General features: G+C 61.5%; 12 protein-coding genes. 5 read left to right on the top strand and 7 right to left on the bottom strand.

What is annotated here, in order from left to right; genetic code table 11:
• Window positions 1-488 precede the first annotated feature (488 nt).
• Window positions 489-926, bottom strand: a complete 438-nt coding sequence (locus P2T68_RS09230) for a hypothetical protein (RefSeq protein WP_024074078.1) — start codon at window positions 924-926, stop codon at window positions 489-491.
• Window positions 927-1032: 106 nt separating this feature from the next.
• Between P2T68_RS09230 and P2T68_RS09225 the strand changes: the two genes are divergently transcribed.
• Window positions 1033-1473: a universal stress protein gene (locus P2T68_RS09225; protein ID WP_024074077.1), complete on the top strand. Its 441-nt coding sequence runs from the start codon at window positions 1033-1035 to the stop codon at window positions 1471-1473.
• A gap of 90 nt (window positions 1474-1563) precedes the next feature.
• On the opposite strand, the gene P2T68_RS09220 is transcribed toward P2T68_RS09225, so the two are convergent.
• On the bottom strand, window positions 1564-3480 hold the full coding sequence (locus P2T68_RS09220; RefSeq protein WP_024074076.1) for an ATP-binding cassette domain-containing protein: 1917 nt from the start codon (window positions 3478-3480) through the stop codon (window positions 1564-1566).
• Window positions 3481-3693: 213 nt separating this feature from the next.
• Here P2T68_RS09220 and P2T68_RS09215 point away from each other — a divergent pair, with 213 nt between their 5' ends.
• A complete protein-coding gene (locus P2T68_RS09215) occupies window positions 3694-5622 on the top strand; it encodes a transglycosylase SLT domain-containing protein (RefSeq protein ID WP_069075501.1) in 1929 nt (642 codons plus the stop codon).
• A 233-nt stretch (window positions 5623-5855) separates the two neighbouring features.
• Here the strand turns inward: P2T68_RS09215 and P2T68_RS09210 are convergent, their stop codons facing one another.
• Window positions 5856-7643, bottom strand: coding sequence for an ABC transporter transmembrane domain-containing protein (locus P2T68_RS09210; protein ID WP_168233444.1), 1788 nt, complete (start codon window positions 7641-7643; stop codon window positions 5856-5858).
• A 250-nt stretch (window positions 7644-7893) separates the two neighbouring features.
• Here P2T68_RS09210 and P2T68_RS09205 point away from each other — a divergent pair, with 250 nt between their 5' ends.
• Window positions 7894-8067, top strand: a complete 174-nt coding sequence (locus P2T68_RS09205; protein WP_041160865.1) for a PA1571 family protein — start codon at window positions 7894-7896, stop codon at window positions 8065-8067.
• Between the two features lie 149 nt (window positions 8068-8216).
• Here P2T68_RS09205 and pdxB read toward each other — a convergent pair whose 3' ends face one another.
• Window positions 8217-9359 (bottom strand): 4-phosphoerythronate dehydrogenase PdxB, encoded by a 1143-nt coding sequence (pdxB, locus tag P2T68_RS09200; RefSeq protein WP_024074072.1) that lies wholly within the window; start codon window positions 9357-9359, stop codon window positions 8217-8219.
• 178 nt (window positions 9360-9537) lie between these two features.
• Between pdxB and P2T68_RS09195 the strand changes: the two genes are divergently transcribed.
• Window positions 9538-10935, top strand: coding sequence for an MATE family efflux transporter (locus P2T68_RS09195; RefSeq protein WP_277379266.1), 1398 nt, complete (start codon window positions 9538-9540; stop codon window positions 10933-10935).
• Here P2T68_RS09195 and tusA read toward each other — a convergent pair.
• Entirely contained in the window at window positions 10932-11183 is a 252-nt protein-coding gene (gene tusA / locus P2T68_RS09190) for a sulfurtransferase TusA (RefSeq protein WP_024074070.1), read from the bottom strand. The genes P2T68_RS09195 and tusA overlap by 4 nt on opposite strands.
• A 27-nt stretch (window positions 11184-11210) precedes the next feature.
• On the bottom strand, window positions 11211-12287 hold the full coding sequence (gene rlmM, locus P2T68_RS09185) for a 23S rRNA (cytidine(2498)-2'-O)-methyltransferase RlmM (protein WP_024074069.1): 1077 nt from the start codon (window positions 12285-12287) through the stop codon (window positions 11211-11213).
• Window positions 12288-12482: 195 nt separating this feature from the next.
• Between rlmM and acnA the strand changes: the two genes are divergently transcribed.
• Window positions 12483-15224, top strand: a complete 2742-nt coding sequence (gene acnA, locus P2T68_RS09180) for an aconitate hydratase AcnA (RefSeq protein WP_024074068.1) — start codon at window positions 12483-12485, stop codon at window positions 15222-15224.
• A 112-nt stretch (window positions 15225-15336) separates the two neighbouring features.
• On the opposite strand, the gene P2T68_RS09175 is transcribed toward acnA, so the two are convergent.
• A complete protein-coding gene (locus tag P2T68_RS09175; RefSeq protein WP_168233442.1) occupies window positions 15337-16275 on the bottom strand; it encodes an aspartyl/asparaginyl beta-hydroxylase domain-containing protein in 939 nt (312 codons plus the stop codon).
• Window positions 16276-16520: the final 245 nt, after the last annotated feature.

Here is a 16520-nt window from a genome sequence, read left to right as displayed (position 1 = left end):
ATCTCCACGATATGGAAGCTGAACAGTACACACCGGACGCTGGCCTCTGGTTAGACATTGATCATTTCGTCAATGCTCACCCCAATGCGCCAGGCACACCCGCCAATGCGATAGTCGGGATTCTGTATGAGACGTCTGACAGACAAACGCTCAATTCATACGCCCGTTTGATTTGGGTACGTCACCTTCATCCAATTCCAGGCAATTGTCAATCGCTCGAAAGGCTAGGAAAAACGCGACTTTCCAGTCATTTCAGAACCCCCGCCCCAGGCCTGCGCCTCGTCAATATTTCAATATTCACGAAATCAATAATCAAAAAAGTGCGGGAAAACGCTGTACAGATCGGGATATGCCGCTAGGCTAGCGACAACCGTAACGCGCCTGGATGAACATCCGACGCATGAAACACAGATTTACCGGCCTGCCTGGCCAACTCCAGCCCGATGATGATGTCGGGCTTTTTATTGCCTATGGTTTACCCGAAGGCCTCATGCCAGGGCCTTGAGCACTTTATCAATGGCCTGCAAGTCACTCGCCTCGCCCTTCTCACCCCAGTACAAAGTGACCATCTGACGATCCGCCTCGACTTTATAGACGTTGGCCGGCAGCGTTGCGAAATGCGGCAACAGCTTCTCATCGACGCACACCTCCTGCCACTGATTGACCCACACACCCGGCTCCAGCTGCCAGTAACTCCAGGTGTCTGGCGTACGGCCACGTCGCGGCCGGTGGTACTGCGCGCAAGGGCTCGGCGGCTCCTGCTTGAGCCAGTGCGGCCACTCCTGAGGTGCCAGTTGCATGGCCAGGCCGATGCGTCGCGCCTCCATGCGCAGGGCCATGCGCCCGCTCTGGTGGCGCGACGGGCGCAGCCATGCCAGGGGGCTCAGAACCACCACAAGGATTGACACCACTATCCAGACCGTCATATGTGTACTCCCGAATTTCTAGATGAGCGGATTTGATCTCACGCAACCCCATCCGCTTGAAAGCAGCCATACTGAATCTATTGCAGTCCCCCTAGAGGAACGCCTCATGCCCTACCAACATATTCTGGTCGCTGTCGATCTGACCGAAGAGTGCGATCCAGTGATCAAGCGCGCGCAGGAATCCGCATTGGCCAATGGTGCCGTACTGTCGCTGGTGCATATCGTCGAGCCCATGGCCATGGCCTTTGGCGGTGACGTGCCGATGGACCTTTCCCAATTGCAGCAACAACAATTCGACCAGGCCAAGGAGCGTCTGGACCGTTTGATTCTCAAGTACCCGCACCTGAAAAAGGAAGACTGCCACCTGACCTACGGCCAACCTCGCCAGGAAATCCACCACCTGGCCAAAGAAAAGGGTTGTGACCTGATCGTGGTCGGTAGCCATGGCCGTCATGGTTTGGCGCTGTTGCTGGGCTCCACGGCCAATGACGTGCTGCATGGCGCGCCGTGCGACGTCCTGGCGGTAAGGCTGGTCAAAAGCTCGTAAGCCCCCCTCCCACATTTTGAATCGCATTTCATATGAAAAACCCGGTGTTCATCCAAATGAACACCGGGTTTTTTAATGCATCTGGATCAATCAGGCATCCAACTCAGCCCAACGCTCAACCAGCGCTTCCAGCTCCTGGTTCAACGTCTCCAGGGAAGCGATGACCTTGGCGGTTTCCGCCGCCGGGCGCAGGTAGAAACCCGCGTCGGCCATTTGCGCTTCCACAGCCGCGATCTGTTGCTCCTTGGCCTCGATATCACCCGGCAAGGCTTCCAGCTCACGCTGAAGCTTGTAGCTGAGCTTCTTCTTGGCCGCCGGGGCAGCTTCCTGGGCCGGGGCAGCGGCCACCGGGGCGACAACGGCGGAGGTCAGGTCGGCCTTGCCGGACTTGCTCTCGGTCACGCCCAGCAGGCGCGGTGAACCGCCCTGACGCAGCCAGTCCTGGTAACCACCGACGTACTCACGCACCTTGCCTTCCCCTTCGAAGACCAGGGTACTGGTGACCACGTTGTCGAGGAATGCCCGGTCGTGGCTGACCATCAGCACAGTGCCGTTGAAGGTCAGCAAGACCTCTTCCAGCAGTTCGAGGGTTTCCACATCGAGGTCGTTGGTCGGTTCGTCGAGTACCAGCAGGTTGGCCGGCTTGCTGAACAGCTTGGCCAGCAGCAGGCGCGCGCGCTCACCACCGGACAAGGCCTTGACCGGTGTGCGGGCACGCTGCGGGCTGAACAGGAAGTCACCCAGGTAGCTCAGCACGTGGCGACTCTGGCCGTCGATATCGATAAAGTCGCGGCCTTCGGCAACGTTGTCGATCACGGTCTTTTCCAGGTCCAGCTGGTGACGCAACTGATCGAAGTAGGCCACATCGATGCGGGTGCCCTCTTCCACGGTGCCGCTGGTCGGTTGCAGGCCGTTGAGCATCAGCTTGAGCAAGGTGGTCTTGCCGGTACCGTTGGCGCCCAGCAAGCCGATACGGTCGCCGCGTTGCAGGACCATGGAGAAGTCCTTGATCAGGAACGGACCGTCCGGGTGATGGAAGCTGACGTTTTCCAGCACCATCACTTGCTTGCCCGACTTGTCGGCAGTATCCAGCTGGATATTGGCCTTGCCGGTGCGCTCGCGACGTTCGCTGCGCTCGACGCGCAGGGCTTTCAGGGCACGTACGCGGCCTTCGTTACGGGTACGGCGCGCCTTGATGCCCTGGCGGATCCAGACTTCTTCCTGGGCCAGTTTCTTGTCGAACAGGGCGTTGGCGGTTTCTTCGGCGGACAGTGCGGCTTCCTTGTGCACCAGGAAGCTGGCGTAGTCGCCGTTCCAGTCGATCAGGCCACCACGGTCCAGTTCGAGGATGCGCGTGGCGAGGTTTTGCAGGAAGGAACGGTCGTGCGTGATGAACAGCACGGCACCCTGGAAATCCTTGAGGGCTTCTTCCAGCCAGGCGATGGCGCCGATGTCCAGGTGGTTGGTCGGTTCGTCGAGCAGCAGCAGGTCCGGCTCGGACACCAGCGCCTGGGCCAGCAACACCCGGCGACGCCAGCCGCCGGACAATTCGGCGAGGGTCTTGTCGGCCGGCAGTTGCAGGCGGCTCAGGGTACTGTCCACCAGTTGCTGCAGGCGCCAGCCGTCGCGGGCTTCGAGGTCTTGCTGGACGTGCATCAGCTTGTCCAGGTCTTCTTCGGTGACGCAGTTCTGCGCCAGATGGTGGTACTGCGCAAGCAACTCACCAACGCCGTCCAGGCCTTCGGCAACCACGTCGAACACGGTCCGTCCGTCGGCCACCGGCAATTCTTGCGGCAATTCGCCGATCTTGAGGCCCGGGGCACGCCACACAGAGCCGTCGTCGGGCTTCTGGTCGCCTTTTACCAGCTTCATCATGCTGGACTTGCCGGTGCCGTTGCGGCCGATGATGCACACCCGCTCACCACGGGCGATCTGCCAGGACACCTTGTCCAACAACGGCATAGCGCCGAAAGCAAGGGACACATCGCTGAATTTGAGCAGGGTCATACGCTTCTCCAAAAACTGGGCGCGCATTCTACCTGACTTGAGGGCTGGATGCGGTCGCCATTTTCTCTGCTGATACGTTCTGTAGGACATTTCCGGCGATCTTCAACCAACCGGCCGGCAAAGCTTTCACCGGCCGCTGGCAAAAGGCTAAGCTAGGGGCAATCAGTGTCGGCGGTGCCGGCGCTAGTCGTGATTTCTCTGCACGGACGTCTCATGCGCAGTCGCCTTTTCAACTTTTTATCTTGTCTGCTTCTTTCCGCCACTGCCGTTCAATCCGCGCAGGCCGTGGACCTCACCACTCAACGTCAATATTACGATGAAGCCAAGCGTGCACTGGCCAAGGGCGATACCGGCCCCTACATGCAATACAGCCAGGCCCTGGCCGACTACCCGCTGACGCCCTACCTGGCGTACGACGAGCTGACCGCCCGCCTGAAGACCGCCAGCAACGAGGAAATCGAACAGTTCCTTGCGAAAAACGGCGACCTGCCCCAGGCCAACTGGATGAAACTGCGCTGGTTGCGCTGGCTGGCCGATCGTGGTGATTGGCAGACCTTTGAAAAGTACTACGATGCCAAGCTCAATTTCGTTGAATTGGACTGCCTGCATGGCCAGTTCCAGCTCACCCACAATTTGAAAGCCGAAGGCTACAAGACCACCGAAAAACTGTGGATGACCGGCAAATCCCAGCCCGCCGCGTGCGATGCCACCTTTAGTCAATGGGCCGCCGACGGCCAGCTCACCGAGCAAAAAATCTGGGACCGCGCCAAGCTCGCTGCCGAAGCGCGCAACTACGCGCTGGCCAACAGCCTGGTGAAAACCCTGCCGACCCTCGGCGCCCAAGGCCGCCTGATGGTCGACGTGGCGCAAAAGCCCGACATGCTCAGTGATCCTTCGCGCTTCCTGCCGGCCACCGAAGCCATGTCTGACGCCGTGGGCCTGGGCCTGCGCCGCCTGGCTCGCCAGGATCCGGACAAGGCCATGGCCCTGCTCGACGGCTATGCCAGCAGCATGCACTTCTCCCGTGACGAAAAAGTGGCGATCGCTCGTGAAATCGGCCTGACCCTGGCCAAGCGCTTCGATCCACGCGCCCTTGAGGTGATGACCAAGTACGACCCCGAACTGCGCGACAACACCGTGTCCGAATGGCGCCTGCGCCTGCTGCTGCGCCTGGCCCGCTGGGAAGATGCCTATCAGTTGACGCGAAAACTCCCACAAGACCTGGCCACCACCAATCGCTGGCGCTACTGGCAGGCCCGCAGCCTGGAACTGGCCGAGCCGAAAAACCCGCAAGCCCTGGTGCTGTACAAGAACCTGGCGAGGGAGCGGGATTTCTACGGTTTCCTCGCCGCTGACCGCTCCAAGGCGCCGTACCAGTTGATCAACAAGCCGCTGTTGATGAGCCAGGCGCTGATCAACAAGGTGCGCAACACCCCCGGCGTGCGCCGTGCCCTCGAGTTCTATGCCCGTGGCCAGGTGGTGGACGGTCGCCGCGAGTGGTACCACGTCAGCCGTCACTTTGACCGTGACGAAATGGTCGCCCAGGCCAAGCTGGCCTATGACATGAAGTGGTACTTCCCGGCGATTCGCACCATCAGCCAGGCTCAGTACTGGGACGACCTGGACATCCGATTCCCGATGGCCCACCGCGACACCCTGGTGCGCGAAGCCAAGGTTCGCGGCCTGCATTCGAGCTGGGTGTTCGCTATCACCCGCCAGGAAAGCGCCTTCATGGACGACGCCCGCTCCGGCGTCGGTGCCAGCGGCCTGATGCAACTGATGCCCGGCACCGCCAAGGACACCGCGCGCAAGTTCAGTATCCCCCTGGCCTCACCCGCCCAGGTACTGGACCCGGATAAAAACATCCAGCTCGGCGCGGCCTACCTTAGCCAGGTACACAGCCAGTTCAACGGCAACCGCGTGCTCGCCTCCGCCGCCTACAACGCCGGCCCCGGCCGCGTGCGTCAATGGCTGCGCGGCGCCGACCACCTGAGTTTCGACGTGTGGGTGGAAAGCATTCCGTTCGATGAAACCCGTCAATATGTACAGAACGTGCTGTCTTATTCGGTGATCTACGGACAGAAGCTCAACTCACCACAGCCGTTGGTGGATTGGCATGAGCGGTATTTTGATGATCAGTGACAATGGCTGACGAAAAGCCTGTGGCGAGCGGGCTTTGTAGTGGCTAGCACGGCGGGTTGTGGCAAGCAGGCTTGTTGTGGCGAGCGGGCTTGCCCCGCGTTGGGCTGCGAAGCGGCCCCAATAAGGCCACCGCGTTTATCCAGGCATTTTAAATCGCCAGGTTTTGGGGCTGCTTCGCAGCCCAACGCGGGGCAAGCCCGCTCGCCACAACAGCCTCCCCTGCGTAGATCACGCTAGGCCTCGTTTTTTGCGACCTCTACGGCGTCACTGAACTGCAACGCCGCCAACCGCGCATACAGCGGATTGTTCGCAATCAACTGCTGATGCGTACCCACCGCCACCAGCTTGCCCTGGTCCATCACCGCAATCCGATCGGCGTTCTTCACCGTGGCCAGGCGATGCGCGATCACCAGCGTGGTGCGGCCCTGCATCAATTGCGGCAACGCCTGCTGGATCAGGTGTTCACTCTGTGCATCGAGGGCGCTGGTGGCTTCGTCCAGCAGCAGGATCGGCGCGTCCACCAGCAATGCGCGGGCGATGGCCAGGCGTTGTCGTTGGCCGCCGGAAAGGCCCATGCCGCCGTCGCCGAGGTGGGTCTGGTAGCCGTCGGGCATTTGCAGGATGAAATCATGGGCGTGGGCAATACGGGCCGCGGCTTCGACCTGTTCACGGGTCGCCGCCGGGTTGCCGTAGCGGATGTTCTCCTCGACGCTGCCGAAGAACAGCGCCGGGCTTTGCGACACCAGGGCGAAGTGGCGGCGCAGGTCCAGCGGGTCCAGCTCGGTCAAGGGGCGGCCTTCGAGCAGGATGCGGCCTTGTTGGGGGTCGTAAAAGCGCAGCAACAGATCGAAAATCGTCGACTTGCCGGCACCGGACGGCCCCACCAGCGCCAGGGTTTCACCGGGGTTGATGGTCAGGCTCAACCCGTCGATGGCGTAGCTGTCCGGCCGCGAGGGGTAGGAAAAGCGCAGGTCTTGCAGTTCCATACGGCCGCTGACCCGCGCCGGCAAGTGCACCGTGCCGGTGGCGGGAGCCTGGATATCGTTGCTCGACTGCAACAACTCGCCGATTCGCTCCGCCGCACCGGCAGCGCGCTGCAGTTCGCCGAGCACTTCGCTGAGGGTGCCGACGGCGCTGCCCACAATCAGGCTGTAGAACACGAACGCCGCCAGCTCGCCGCCGGAAATGCGCCCACTGATCACGTCCATGCCGCCGACCCACAACATCACGCCCACGGCCCCCAGCACCAGCATGATCACCAGGGTGATCAACCAGGCGCGTTGGGCGATGCGTTTGCGTGCGGTGTTGAACGCTTCCTCGACGGTCACGGCAAAGCGTCGTTCGTCCTGCACCTGGTGGTTATAGGCCTGTACGGTCTTGATCTGGCCGAGGGTCTCGGACACATAACTGCCTACATCGGCGATGCGGTCCTGGCTCAGGCGCGAGAGGCTGCGTACGCGGCGGCCAAAGATCAGGATCGGCGCCAGCACCAACGGCAGTGCGACCACAACGATGCTGGTGAGCTTGGGGTTGGTGATGAACAACAACACGATGCCGCCGATGACCATCAACCCATTGCGCAGGAACAGTGACAGCGACGAGCCGATCACCGATTGCAGTAAGGTGGTGTCGGTGGTGAGTCGCGACTGTATTTCCGAACTGCGGTTGTTTTCATAGAAGCCGGGGTGCAGGTAGATCAAGTGATTGAACACCTGGCGACGAATATCGGCCACCACCCGCTCGCCGATCCACGACACCAGGTAGAAGCGTGCAAACGTACCCACCGCCAGGCCCAGCACCAGAATCATGAACAGCCCGATGGACTGGTTGAGCAGGTGTGGCGACTGGGTCATGAAGCCCTGATCCACCAGCAGGCGAATGCCCTGCCCCATGGACAAAGTGATGCCGGCGGTAACGATCAGCGCCAACAGGGCTCCGAGGGCCTGCCAGCGGTAGGGCGCGATAAAGCGGCTGGCCAGGCGAATCGCGCGGCGCTGTCGGACTGAGAACATGGAGGGCATCACCGTTGAGGAACGTGTACACCACATGGGGGGAACTTGGGCAAATAACAACTTTCGTAACAGCAATGAGTCAGATTAATTATGCCCACCGATACTGATGCCTAGAGGCTATCGGTCTAACGTCCCGCTGGAAATCCGCGGAGGTTTCTGCTGGACTGGGGGCTCGAACCGATGATTGTGCAAGGAGTTGTAACAGCGCGGTCACGCGGGGGTTTTACAGTAGGTACACAACCTGATGAGGAGACAGGCTATGACCTTGCAAAATAGCAGCGATGCCAAGATTGAAGTGATCCGCCAACCGCAGCAGTTGCCTTGCTCGTACATCGACGCCAAGGGCCACGAAGTGCAGATTACCGAAGAGATGATCCAGCAAGCATGCCGCGAGTTGGAACAACGCCTGGTCAAGCCTGCGCAGCAAGGCTGAAGCGCCTGAACTCTTTCAAAACCGGTCCTGGTGGCCGGTTTTTTTGTGGCCAGGCTGCTGGCTCCCATTGAGCCGCGAAGTGGCCCCAAACAATGGGACGGCTGCGCAGTTCAACGGGAGCAAGCGCCCTCGCCACAGTAATAGCGTTCCTACAGGGCGCTTGCGCCCAATGCCTGGACGATATTCGCCAACACCGCCGACTCCCCGTTGATGCGCACCTTCAAGCCGTCAATCTCGCGACGCTCAGGGTAGTGCTTGCGCAACAGGTCGAATGCCTTGCGCTGCTCCTCGACGGTTCCTACGAGGCTACGCCGGAAATCTGCGTCGTCCCGACGCGGGTCATACACGCTGCGGCATAACGTCGCCAAAGCCCAGGCGGGATCGGTCGATGCATTCAAGTGCACCTCGGCCAGCCAGGGCGGCGGCAGCAAATCGCTGAGTTGAATGCTCGCTTCCTGGCCCAGATGCGCACAGAACGCCTGGTAGATCTGCGCCGTGCCACGCTGCTTGCCATCCAGGCTGTAGCCGGCGATATGCGGCGTAGCCAGCACGCACAGGTCAGCCAGGTCGACGTCCACTTCCGGCTCGCCCTCCCATACATCCAGCACCGCTTGCAGGTCCTCGCGTTCAAGCAGCACGTCGCGCAGGGCTGCGTTGTCGACCACCGGGCCACGGCTGGCATTGATCAGCCAGGTGCCAGGCTTGAGGCGGTTGAGCCGCTGGCGGTCCAGCAGGTGCCAGGTGGAACCGTTGCCGGACTTGGTCAGTGGCGTGTGCAAGCTGATCACGTCGCACTGTTCGATGATCTGTTCCAGGCTGACGTAGTCACCGTCCTCGGCGATCTGCCGCGGCGGATCGCACACCAGCACGTTCCAGCCCAGGCCTTTGAGCACCTTGACCAGGCGACCGCCGACTTCACCGGCACCCACCACACCGTAGGTGCGTTGGTTGAGGTCGGCACCTTCGATCTCGGCCAGGGTTTGCAGGCTGCCAAGGACGTAGTCCACCACGCCGCGAGCATTGCAGCCGGGGGCGCTGGACCACTGGATCGCGGCCTGTTTGAAGTAATCGAGGTCCAGGTGGTCGGTGCCGATGGTGCAGGTGCCGACAAAACGCACCGCCGAACCTTCGAGCAGGGCGCGGTTGACGTTGGTGACCGAACGTACCAGCAGCACATCGGCCTGCTCGACCGTGGCACGGTCAATGGAGCGCCCGGGTACCCGGCGAATTTCGCCAAACCCTTCGAAGAAGGCATCGAGCAGCGGGATATTTTCGTCGGCAACAATCAGCATGGCAGGCTCCTTTCGCGGATCAGCAGTGTACAGGGATGCGCTCGGTGTCACACCGTGGATCCCAGGAGTGAAGAGTGCCTGGAGGATCGTTTACAAATCCCTAACACAGGTTTTTTCCTGACTATCGCGTCAAGGCGTAGAATCCGCCGTCCTGTGCTCTTTCCTGGACACCCCGTACGTGAACGCTGCCATCACCGCCCCCCTCACCCGCCCCGCCCGCATCAACCGCGAGGTGCGCAGCCTGCTGACCCTGGCCTTGCCGATCATGATCGGCCAACTGGCAACCACTGCCATGGGCTTTGTCGATGCGGTAATGGCCGGGCGTGTCAGCCCAATGGACCTGGCGGCCGTGGCCCTGGGTAACTCGATCTGGATTCCGGTGTTCCTGCTGATGACCGGCACCCTGCTGGCCACCACGCCCAAAGTCGCCCAGCGCTTCGGCGCGGGCACGTTCCGGGAAATCGGCCCGCTGGTGCGCCAATCACTGTGGCTGGGGCTGATCGTCGGCTTGACCGCGTTGCTGATGCTGATCAGCGCCGAACCGATCCTGCACGCGATGAACGTCGACCCCGCGCTGATCAAGCCGTGCATGGGGTACCTGCATGGCATCGCCTCGGGCATGCCAGCGGTCGCGCTGTACTACGTGCTGCGCTGCTTCAGCGATGGCCTGGGCCGAACGCGCCCGAGCATGGTCATGGGCCTGAGCGGGCTGGCGCTGAATATTCCGCTGAACTACGTGTTCATCTACGGCCATTTCGGCGTGCCGGCCATGGGTGGCGTCGGCTGTGGCTGGGCCACGGCAATCGTGATGTGGGTAATGATGCTCGGCATGGCGGCCTGGACCCGTTGGGCGCCGGCCTATCAGAGCAGCGAGTTGTTCAAGCGTTTCGACTGGCCGCAGTGGGCGGTGATCAAGCGCGTACTGGCCATCGGCCTGCCGATCGGTATTGCGATCTTTGCCGAATCGAGCATCTTCGCGGTGATCGCCCTGTTGATCGGTAGCCTCGGCGCCACCGTGGTGGCCGGGCACCAGATCGCGCTGAACTTCAGTTCGCTGGTGTTCATGATCCCCTACTCCCTGAGCATGGCGGTCACCGTGCGCGTCGGCCAGGCCCTGGGGCGCGGGGAACCGCGAGAGGCACGCTTCGCGGCCGGGGTCGGCATGGGCACTGCGCTGGCCTATGCCTGCCTGTCGTGCAGCCTGATGCTGCTGTTTCGCGAGCAGATCGCCACGATCTATACAGCGGACCCACGGGTGGTACAGGTGGCATCGATGCTGATCGTGTTTGCCGCGCTGTTCCAGTTTTCCGATGCGATCCAGGTCACCGCCGCCGGTGCCCTGCGTGGGTATCAGGACACGCGGGTGACCATGGTGCTGACGTTGTTTGCCTATTGGGGCGTGGGCCTGCCGGTCGGCTATGCCCTCGGGCTGACCGAATGGCTGGGCGCGCCCAACGGCCCCAGCGGCTTGTGGCAGGGGCTGATCGTCGGCCTCAGCTGCGCGGCGGGGATGCTGGTGGTGCGCCTGGCCCGCAGCGCGCGGCGGCGCATTCGCCTGGACAAGGCACGGGCTTAATCAACCTTTTTGCGAATCCAGTACAGGTAGGTCCCGGCCCGTTCCTGCTGCTCCACCAGTTCATGGTCGAGAAATACGCAGAACTTGGGAATATCGCGGCGGGTCGACGGGTCGGTGGCGATCACCTTGAGCAAGCCGCCAGGCGGCAGGTCGCGGATGTGCTGGTGCAGCATCATCACCGGCTCCGGGCAGTTGAGGCCCGTTGCGTCGAGGGTGCCATCAACGGCGGTGTCGAAAATATCGCTCATTGTCTACTCCTGAAACCGGCGCTCAGTTTAGCGGGCCTTGGTTTTCTTCACATCCACCAACCGACGCAGGTGGCAGGTCACTTCTTCACGGTCGTGGTACAGCTGCTTGCAGCCGATCTCCACCCGAATACCACGCGCCTTGAAGCCCTCTTCGATGCGTTCGAGCAGGCGCTTCACCTCGGCGTAACGCTGCTTCATCGGCAACTTCAGGTTCACCACGGCCTCACGGCAATAGCCTTCGCCGATCCAGGTTTCCAGCAGCGCGGCGTTGCGCGCCGGCTTCTCGACGATGTCGCACACCATCCAATCCACGGGCTGCTTGGGCACGAAAGTGAAGCCGTCAGCCATCAGGTGTTGCACCAGGCCGGTGTCCATCAGGCTTTCGGCCATGGGGCCGTTGTCGATGGCGGTCACCAGCATGCCACGGTTCACCAGTTGCCAGGTCCAGCCACCGGGGGCGGCACCGAGGTCGACACCGGTCATGTCGCCATGCAGGCGCTCATCCCACTGGTCGCGGGGGATAAAGTGGTGCCAGGCCTCTTCCAGCTTCAGGGTCGAGCGGCTGGGCGCGTCACGCGGGAATTTCAGGCGCGGGATGCCCATCGGCCACATTGCCGAGTTGTTCGACTCGGCCAGGCCCATGAACACTTCGCGGCCGCTCTTGAAGGTCAGCAGCAGGCGCGGCTTGCTCGGGTCGTCCACCAGCTTGCCGGCCCCCAACAGGGCTTTGCGCAGGTGCACTTCGAATTTCTTGCAGAAGTTCGAGAGTTCCTTGCCATCGTTGGTATCGACCATCTCTAGCCACACACTGCCGCACACCGGGAAATCGCGCAGGTGCGTGAGGATCACGCTGATGCGATCGGTTTCCGGCAAATCGATAAATACCCCGCGCGCCCACTGCCTGGGGAAGATCAGCTCGGCAAAACGCTGGCCGTGCATCAGGCGCTGGGCGCCGTCTTCTTCGGTGCAGACAAATTCGGCGCAGGCGCTGCCGGTCTTGGCCTTGGCGTAGCCCGAAACATTCAGGCGTGCGGCGTGCTCCGCGATCTCGGAACAGACTTCGCCCTCAAACCCCGGACGGCAGTGCATAAAAAGGGTGTTCATCGACTCTCCTGGTGAATCAACTGACTTGCGCTATCGCAATGCCTGTCATGAAAACGCGCGCATGATAGCCGAGTTCGGAACCTTGGTTCTGTCCATAGAGTCCAGTAATTAGCCAGCTACTGAAAACAGGGCTAGTTTGATAGCTCTGTTAGTCCCGTCAGGTCCGTAGCCGTGCGGACCATAAGGAGTCATGTAATGTCATCCCTTGATAGCCTGAGAACCCTTAAAACCCTGCAAATCGACGATAAGACTTATCACTATTTCAGCCTGCCCGAAGCCGCCAAGAGCCTGGGCGACCTGGATAAGCTGCCGATGTCCCTCAAAGTGCTGCTGGAAAACCTGCTGCGCTGGGAAGACGACAAGACCGTCACCGGCACCGACCTCAAGGCCATCGCTGCCTGGCTCAAAGAGCGCCAGTCCGACCGAGAGATCCAGTACCGCCCGGCCCGGGTATTGATGCAAGACTTTACCGGCGTTCCCGCCGTGGTCGACCTCGCCGCCATGCGCGCTGCCGTGGCCAAGGCCGGTGGCGACCCGCAACGTATCAACCCGCTCTCCCCCGTGGACCTGGTCATCGACCACTCGGTGATGGTCGACAAGTTTGGCACTACCCGTGCCTTCGAACAGAACGTCGACATCGAAATGCAGCGCAACGGCGAACGCTATGCCTTCCTGCGCTGGGGCCAGAGCGCCTTCGACAACTTCAGCGTGGTGCCGCCGGGCACCGGCATCTGCCATCAGGTCAACCTCGAATACCTTGGCCGCACTGTGTGGACCAAGGACGAAGACGGCCGTACCTATGCGTTCCCCGACACCCTGGTCGGGACTGACTCCCACACCACCATGATCAACGGCCTTGGCGTATTGGGCTGGGGCGTGGGCGGTATCGAAGCGGAAGCCGCGATGCTCGGGCAGCCGGTATCGATGCTGATCCCGGAAGTGATCGGCTTCAAGCTCACTGGCAAGCTGAAAGAAGGCATTACCGCCACCGACCTGGTGCTGACCGTTACCCAGATGCTGCGTAAAAAAGGCGTGGTGGGCAAATTCGTCGAATTCTACGGCGACGGCCTGGCCGACCTGCCCCTGGCGGACCGCGCGACCATCGCCAATATGGCCCCGGAATATGGCGCCACCTGCGGCTTTTTCCCGGTGGACGACGTGACGTTGGACTACCTGCGTCTATCCGGTCGCCCGGCTGAAACCGTCAAATTGGTCGAGGCTTACACCAAGGCCCAGGGGCTGTGGCGCAACGCCGGCCAGGAGCCAGTGTTCACCGACAGCCTGGCCTTGGACATGGGCAGCGTCGAGGCCAGCCTGGCGGGGCCAAAACGCCCGCAGGACCGGGTATCGCTGCCCAATGTCGGCCAAGCCTTCAGTGACTTCCTCGACCTGCAATTCAAACCCACCAACAAGGAAGAAGGCCGCCTGGAAAGTGAAGGCGGCGGTGGTGTCGCCGTGGGCAATGCCGATCTGGTCGGCGAAACCGACTATGAAGACGACGGCCACACCTATCGCCTGAAAAACGGCGCCGTGGTGATCGCCGCCATCACCTCTTGCACCAACACCTCCAACCCCAGCGTGATGATGGCTGCCGGGCTGGTGGCAAAAAAGGCCGTGGAGAAAGGTCTCACCCGCAAGCCCTGGGTAAAAACCTCGTTGGCGCCGGGTTCCAAGGTGGTCACCGACTACTACAAGGCCGCCGGTCTTACCCAATACCTCGACAAGCTCGGCTTCGACCTGGTGGGCTACGGTTGCACCACCTGTATCGGCAACTCCGGGCCGTTGCCCGAGCCGATTGAAAAAGCCATCCAGAAAGCCGACCTCGCCGTCGCTTCGGTGCTGTCCGGCAACCGTAACTTCGAAGGCCGCGTGCACCCGCTGGTGAAAACCAACTGGCTGGCCTCCCCGCCCCTGGTGGTGGCCTATGCCCTGGCCGGCACGGTACGCATCGATATCAGCAGCGAGCCTTTGGGTAACGACCAGGATGGCAATCCGGTGTACCTCAAGGACATCTGGCCGAGCAGCCAGGAAATCGCGGATGCCGTGGCCCAGGTCAGCACCGTCATGTTCCACAAGGAATACGCCGAAGTGTTTGCCGGTGATGAGCAGTGGCAAGCAATCGAAGTGCCGCAAGCCGCGACCTACGTGTGGCAGAAGGACTCCACCTACATCCAGCACCCACCGTTCTTCGATGACATTGGCGGGCCACTGCCGGTGATCAAAGACATCAAGGGCGCCAACGTGCTGGCGCTGCTGGGCGACTCGGTGACCACAGACCACATCTCCCCGGCCGGCAATATCAAGGCCGACAGCCCTGCCGGCCGCTACCTGCGTGAACAGGGTGTGGAACCGCGCGACTTCAACTCCTACGGCTCACGCCGGGGCAACCACGAAGTGATGATGCGCGGCACGTTCGCCAATATCCGTATCCGCAATGAAATGCTCGGTGGCGAAGAAGGCGGCAACACGCTGTATATCCCCACGGGCGAGAAAATGTCGATCTACGACGCCGCCATGCAGTACCAGGCCAGCGGCACGCCACTGGTGGTGATCGCCGGCCAGGAATACGGCACCGGGTCAAGCCGCGACTGGGCCGCCAAGGGCACCAACCTGCTGGGCGTCAAGGCGGTGATCGCCGAGAGTTTCGAACGGATTCACCGTTCCAACCTGGTGGGCATGGGCGTGCTGCCGCTGCAGTTCAAGCTGGATCAGAACCGCAAGGCGCTGAAGCTGACCGGCAAGGAGAAGATCGACATCCTGGGGCTCACAAACGTGGAGATCGTGCCGCGGATGAACCTGACGCTGGTGATTACCCGGGAGGATGGCAGCAGCGAGAAGGTCGAGGTGTTGTGCCGGATCGATACCCTCAATGAAGTGGAATACTTCAAGGCCGGGGGCATCCTGCACTATGTGCTGCGCCAGTTGATCGCCAGCTAAAGATCGCTGGAGGTCAAATGTGGGAGGGGGCTTGCCCCCGATAGCGGTGGATCAGGCAAAAATATTTAGCCTGACACACCGCCATCGGGGGCAAGCCCCCTCCCACATCAGATCAGCCGAACAGCCATTTCCACAGCAGTACCAGGACGACCACCGCCAGCACCGGCCGCGCAATGCGGTAAGCCTTCGGGTGCTTGCGCTTCCACTGCTTGACCACACCGCTGAACTTGTCGCTGAAGGTCTTGCTCCAGGCGTAGGCCTGGTTGATGCCGCCGACGCGTTCATCATCCAGGTTCTGGGGTGCCGTGGCGCGCCCCAGTTGCTGGCTGACCCAACGGTTGATGCGGGTCATCAGGCGGTTGCTCAACGGCCGCTCGATATCGCAGAACAGGATCACGCGAGTCTTCTCGGTCTCGTTCTTGACCCAGTGCACGTAGGTTTCGTCGAACATCACGTCCTCACCGTCGCGCCAGGCATAGACCTGGCCGTCGACAAAGATGCGGCAGTCGTCGGAGTTCGGCGTGGACAGCCCCAAGTGATAACGCAGGGACCCGGCAAACGGATCGCGGTGCGGGTTCAAGTGGCTGCCGCCGGGCAACAGCGCAAACATTGCGCCCTTGACGTTGGGAATGCTGCTGACCAATGCCACGGTCTTCGGGCACAGCGCCTCGGCCGATGGCAGCGGTTTGTCGTACCACTTGAGGTAGAAACGCTTCCAGCCCTTCTTGAAGAACGAACCGAAACCGGCGTCATTGTTCTTTTCAGCGGCGCGAATGTAACCCTCGTCGAACAGGTGCATGGCCTCTTCGCGGATCACTTCCCAGTTGTCCTTGAGCACGTCCAGTTCCGGGAACTTGCTACGGTCCAGGTACGGCTTGGACGGCACCGCCGAGAACAGGTACATCAAGGCGTTATACGGGGCGAACAGCGCCGAATGGTTGACGAACTGACGCAACATCGGCAAACGGGCCTTGCCGCGCAGATGCACATACAGCGTGCTGCCGATAAACACCAGCAACACCGACAGTTTGGCGGCCAAAGAAAAGGTCATGCAGCAACTCCTGGAAATAAGCGCCTGGCCAGCAACCTCCCGTCAACGGGAAACCAGACGTAGCAGCCGGCCATGATAAACACTTGGGCCATTATGCAGAAGGCCCGGGCGGGCCGGCTGACACAAATCAAACATTGCAAGCGACGCTGCTGTGGCGAGCGGGCTTGGTATGGCAAGCCCACCTCTTGTGGCGAGCGGGCTTGCCCCGCGTTGGGGCGCGAAGCGGCCCCATTACAGGCGATGTG

The organism is Pseudomonas sp. G11 (genome assembly GCF_029457515.1).
Classification (GTDB): Bacteria; Pseudomonadota; Gammaproteobacteria; order Pseudomonadales; family Pseudomonadaceae; genus Aquipseudomonas; species Aquipseudomonas gorinensis.
The sequence above is the reverse complement of the archived record's forward strand: the minus strand, read 5'-3'. Positions and strand labels throughout refer to the sequence as shown.

Excerpts from the sequence above, each read along its gene's own strand:
- P2T68_RS09230 (WP_024074078.1), bottom strand. The coding sequence starts at position 926 with ATGACGGTCTGGATAGTGGTGTCAATCCTTGTGGTGGTTCTGAGCCCC.
- P2T68_RS09225 (WP_024074077.1), top strand. The coding sequence starts at position 1,033 with ATGCCCTACCAACATATTCTGGTCGCTGTCGATCTGACCGAAGAGTGC.
- P2T68_RS09220 (WP_024074076.1), bottom strand. The coding sequence starts at position 3,480 with ATGACCCTGCTCAAATTCAGCGATGTGTCCCTTGCTTTCGGCGCTATG.
- P2T68_RS09215 (WP_069075501.1), top strand. The coding sequence starts at position 3,694 with ATGCGCAGTCGCCTTTTCAACTTTTTATCTTGTCTGCTTCTTTCCGCC.
- P2T68_RS09210 (WP_168233444.1), bottom strand. The coding sequence starts at position 7,643 with ATGCCCTCCATGTTCTCAGTCCGACAGCGCCGCGCGATTCGCCTGGCC.
- P2T68_RS09205 (WP_041160865.1), top strand. The coding sequence starts at position 7,894 with ATGACCTTGCAAAATAGCAGCGATGCCAAGATTGAAGTGATCCGCCAA.
- pdxB (WP_024074072.1), bottom strand. The coding sequence starts at position 9,359 with ATGCTGATTGTTGCCGACGAAAATATCCCGCTGCTCGATGCCTTCTTC.
- tusA (WP_024074070.1), bottom strand. The coding sequence starts at position 11,183 with ATGAGCGATATTTTCGACACCGCCGTTGATGGCACCCTCGACGCAACG.
- rlmM (WP_024074069.1), bottom strand. The coding sequence starts at position 12,287 with ATGAACACCCTTTTTATGCACTGCCGTCCGGGGTTTGAGGGCGAAGTC.
- acnA (WP_024074068.1), top strand. The coding sequence starts at position 12,483 with ATGTCATCCCTTGATAGCCTGAGAACCCTTAAAACCCTGCAAATCGAC.
- P2T68_RS09175 (WP_168233442.1), bottom strand. The coding sequence starts at position 16,275 with ATGACCTTTTCTTTGGCCGCCAAACTGTCGGTGTTGCTGGTGTTTATC.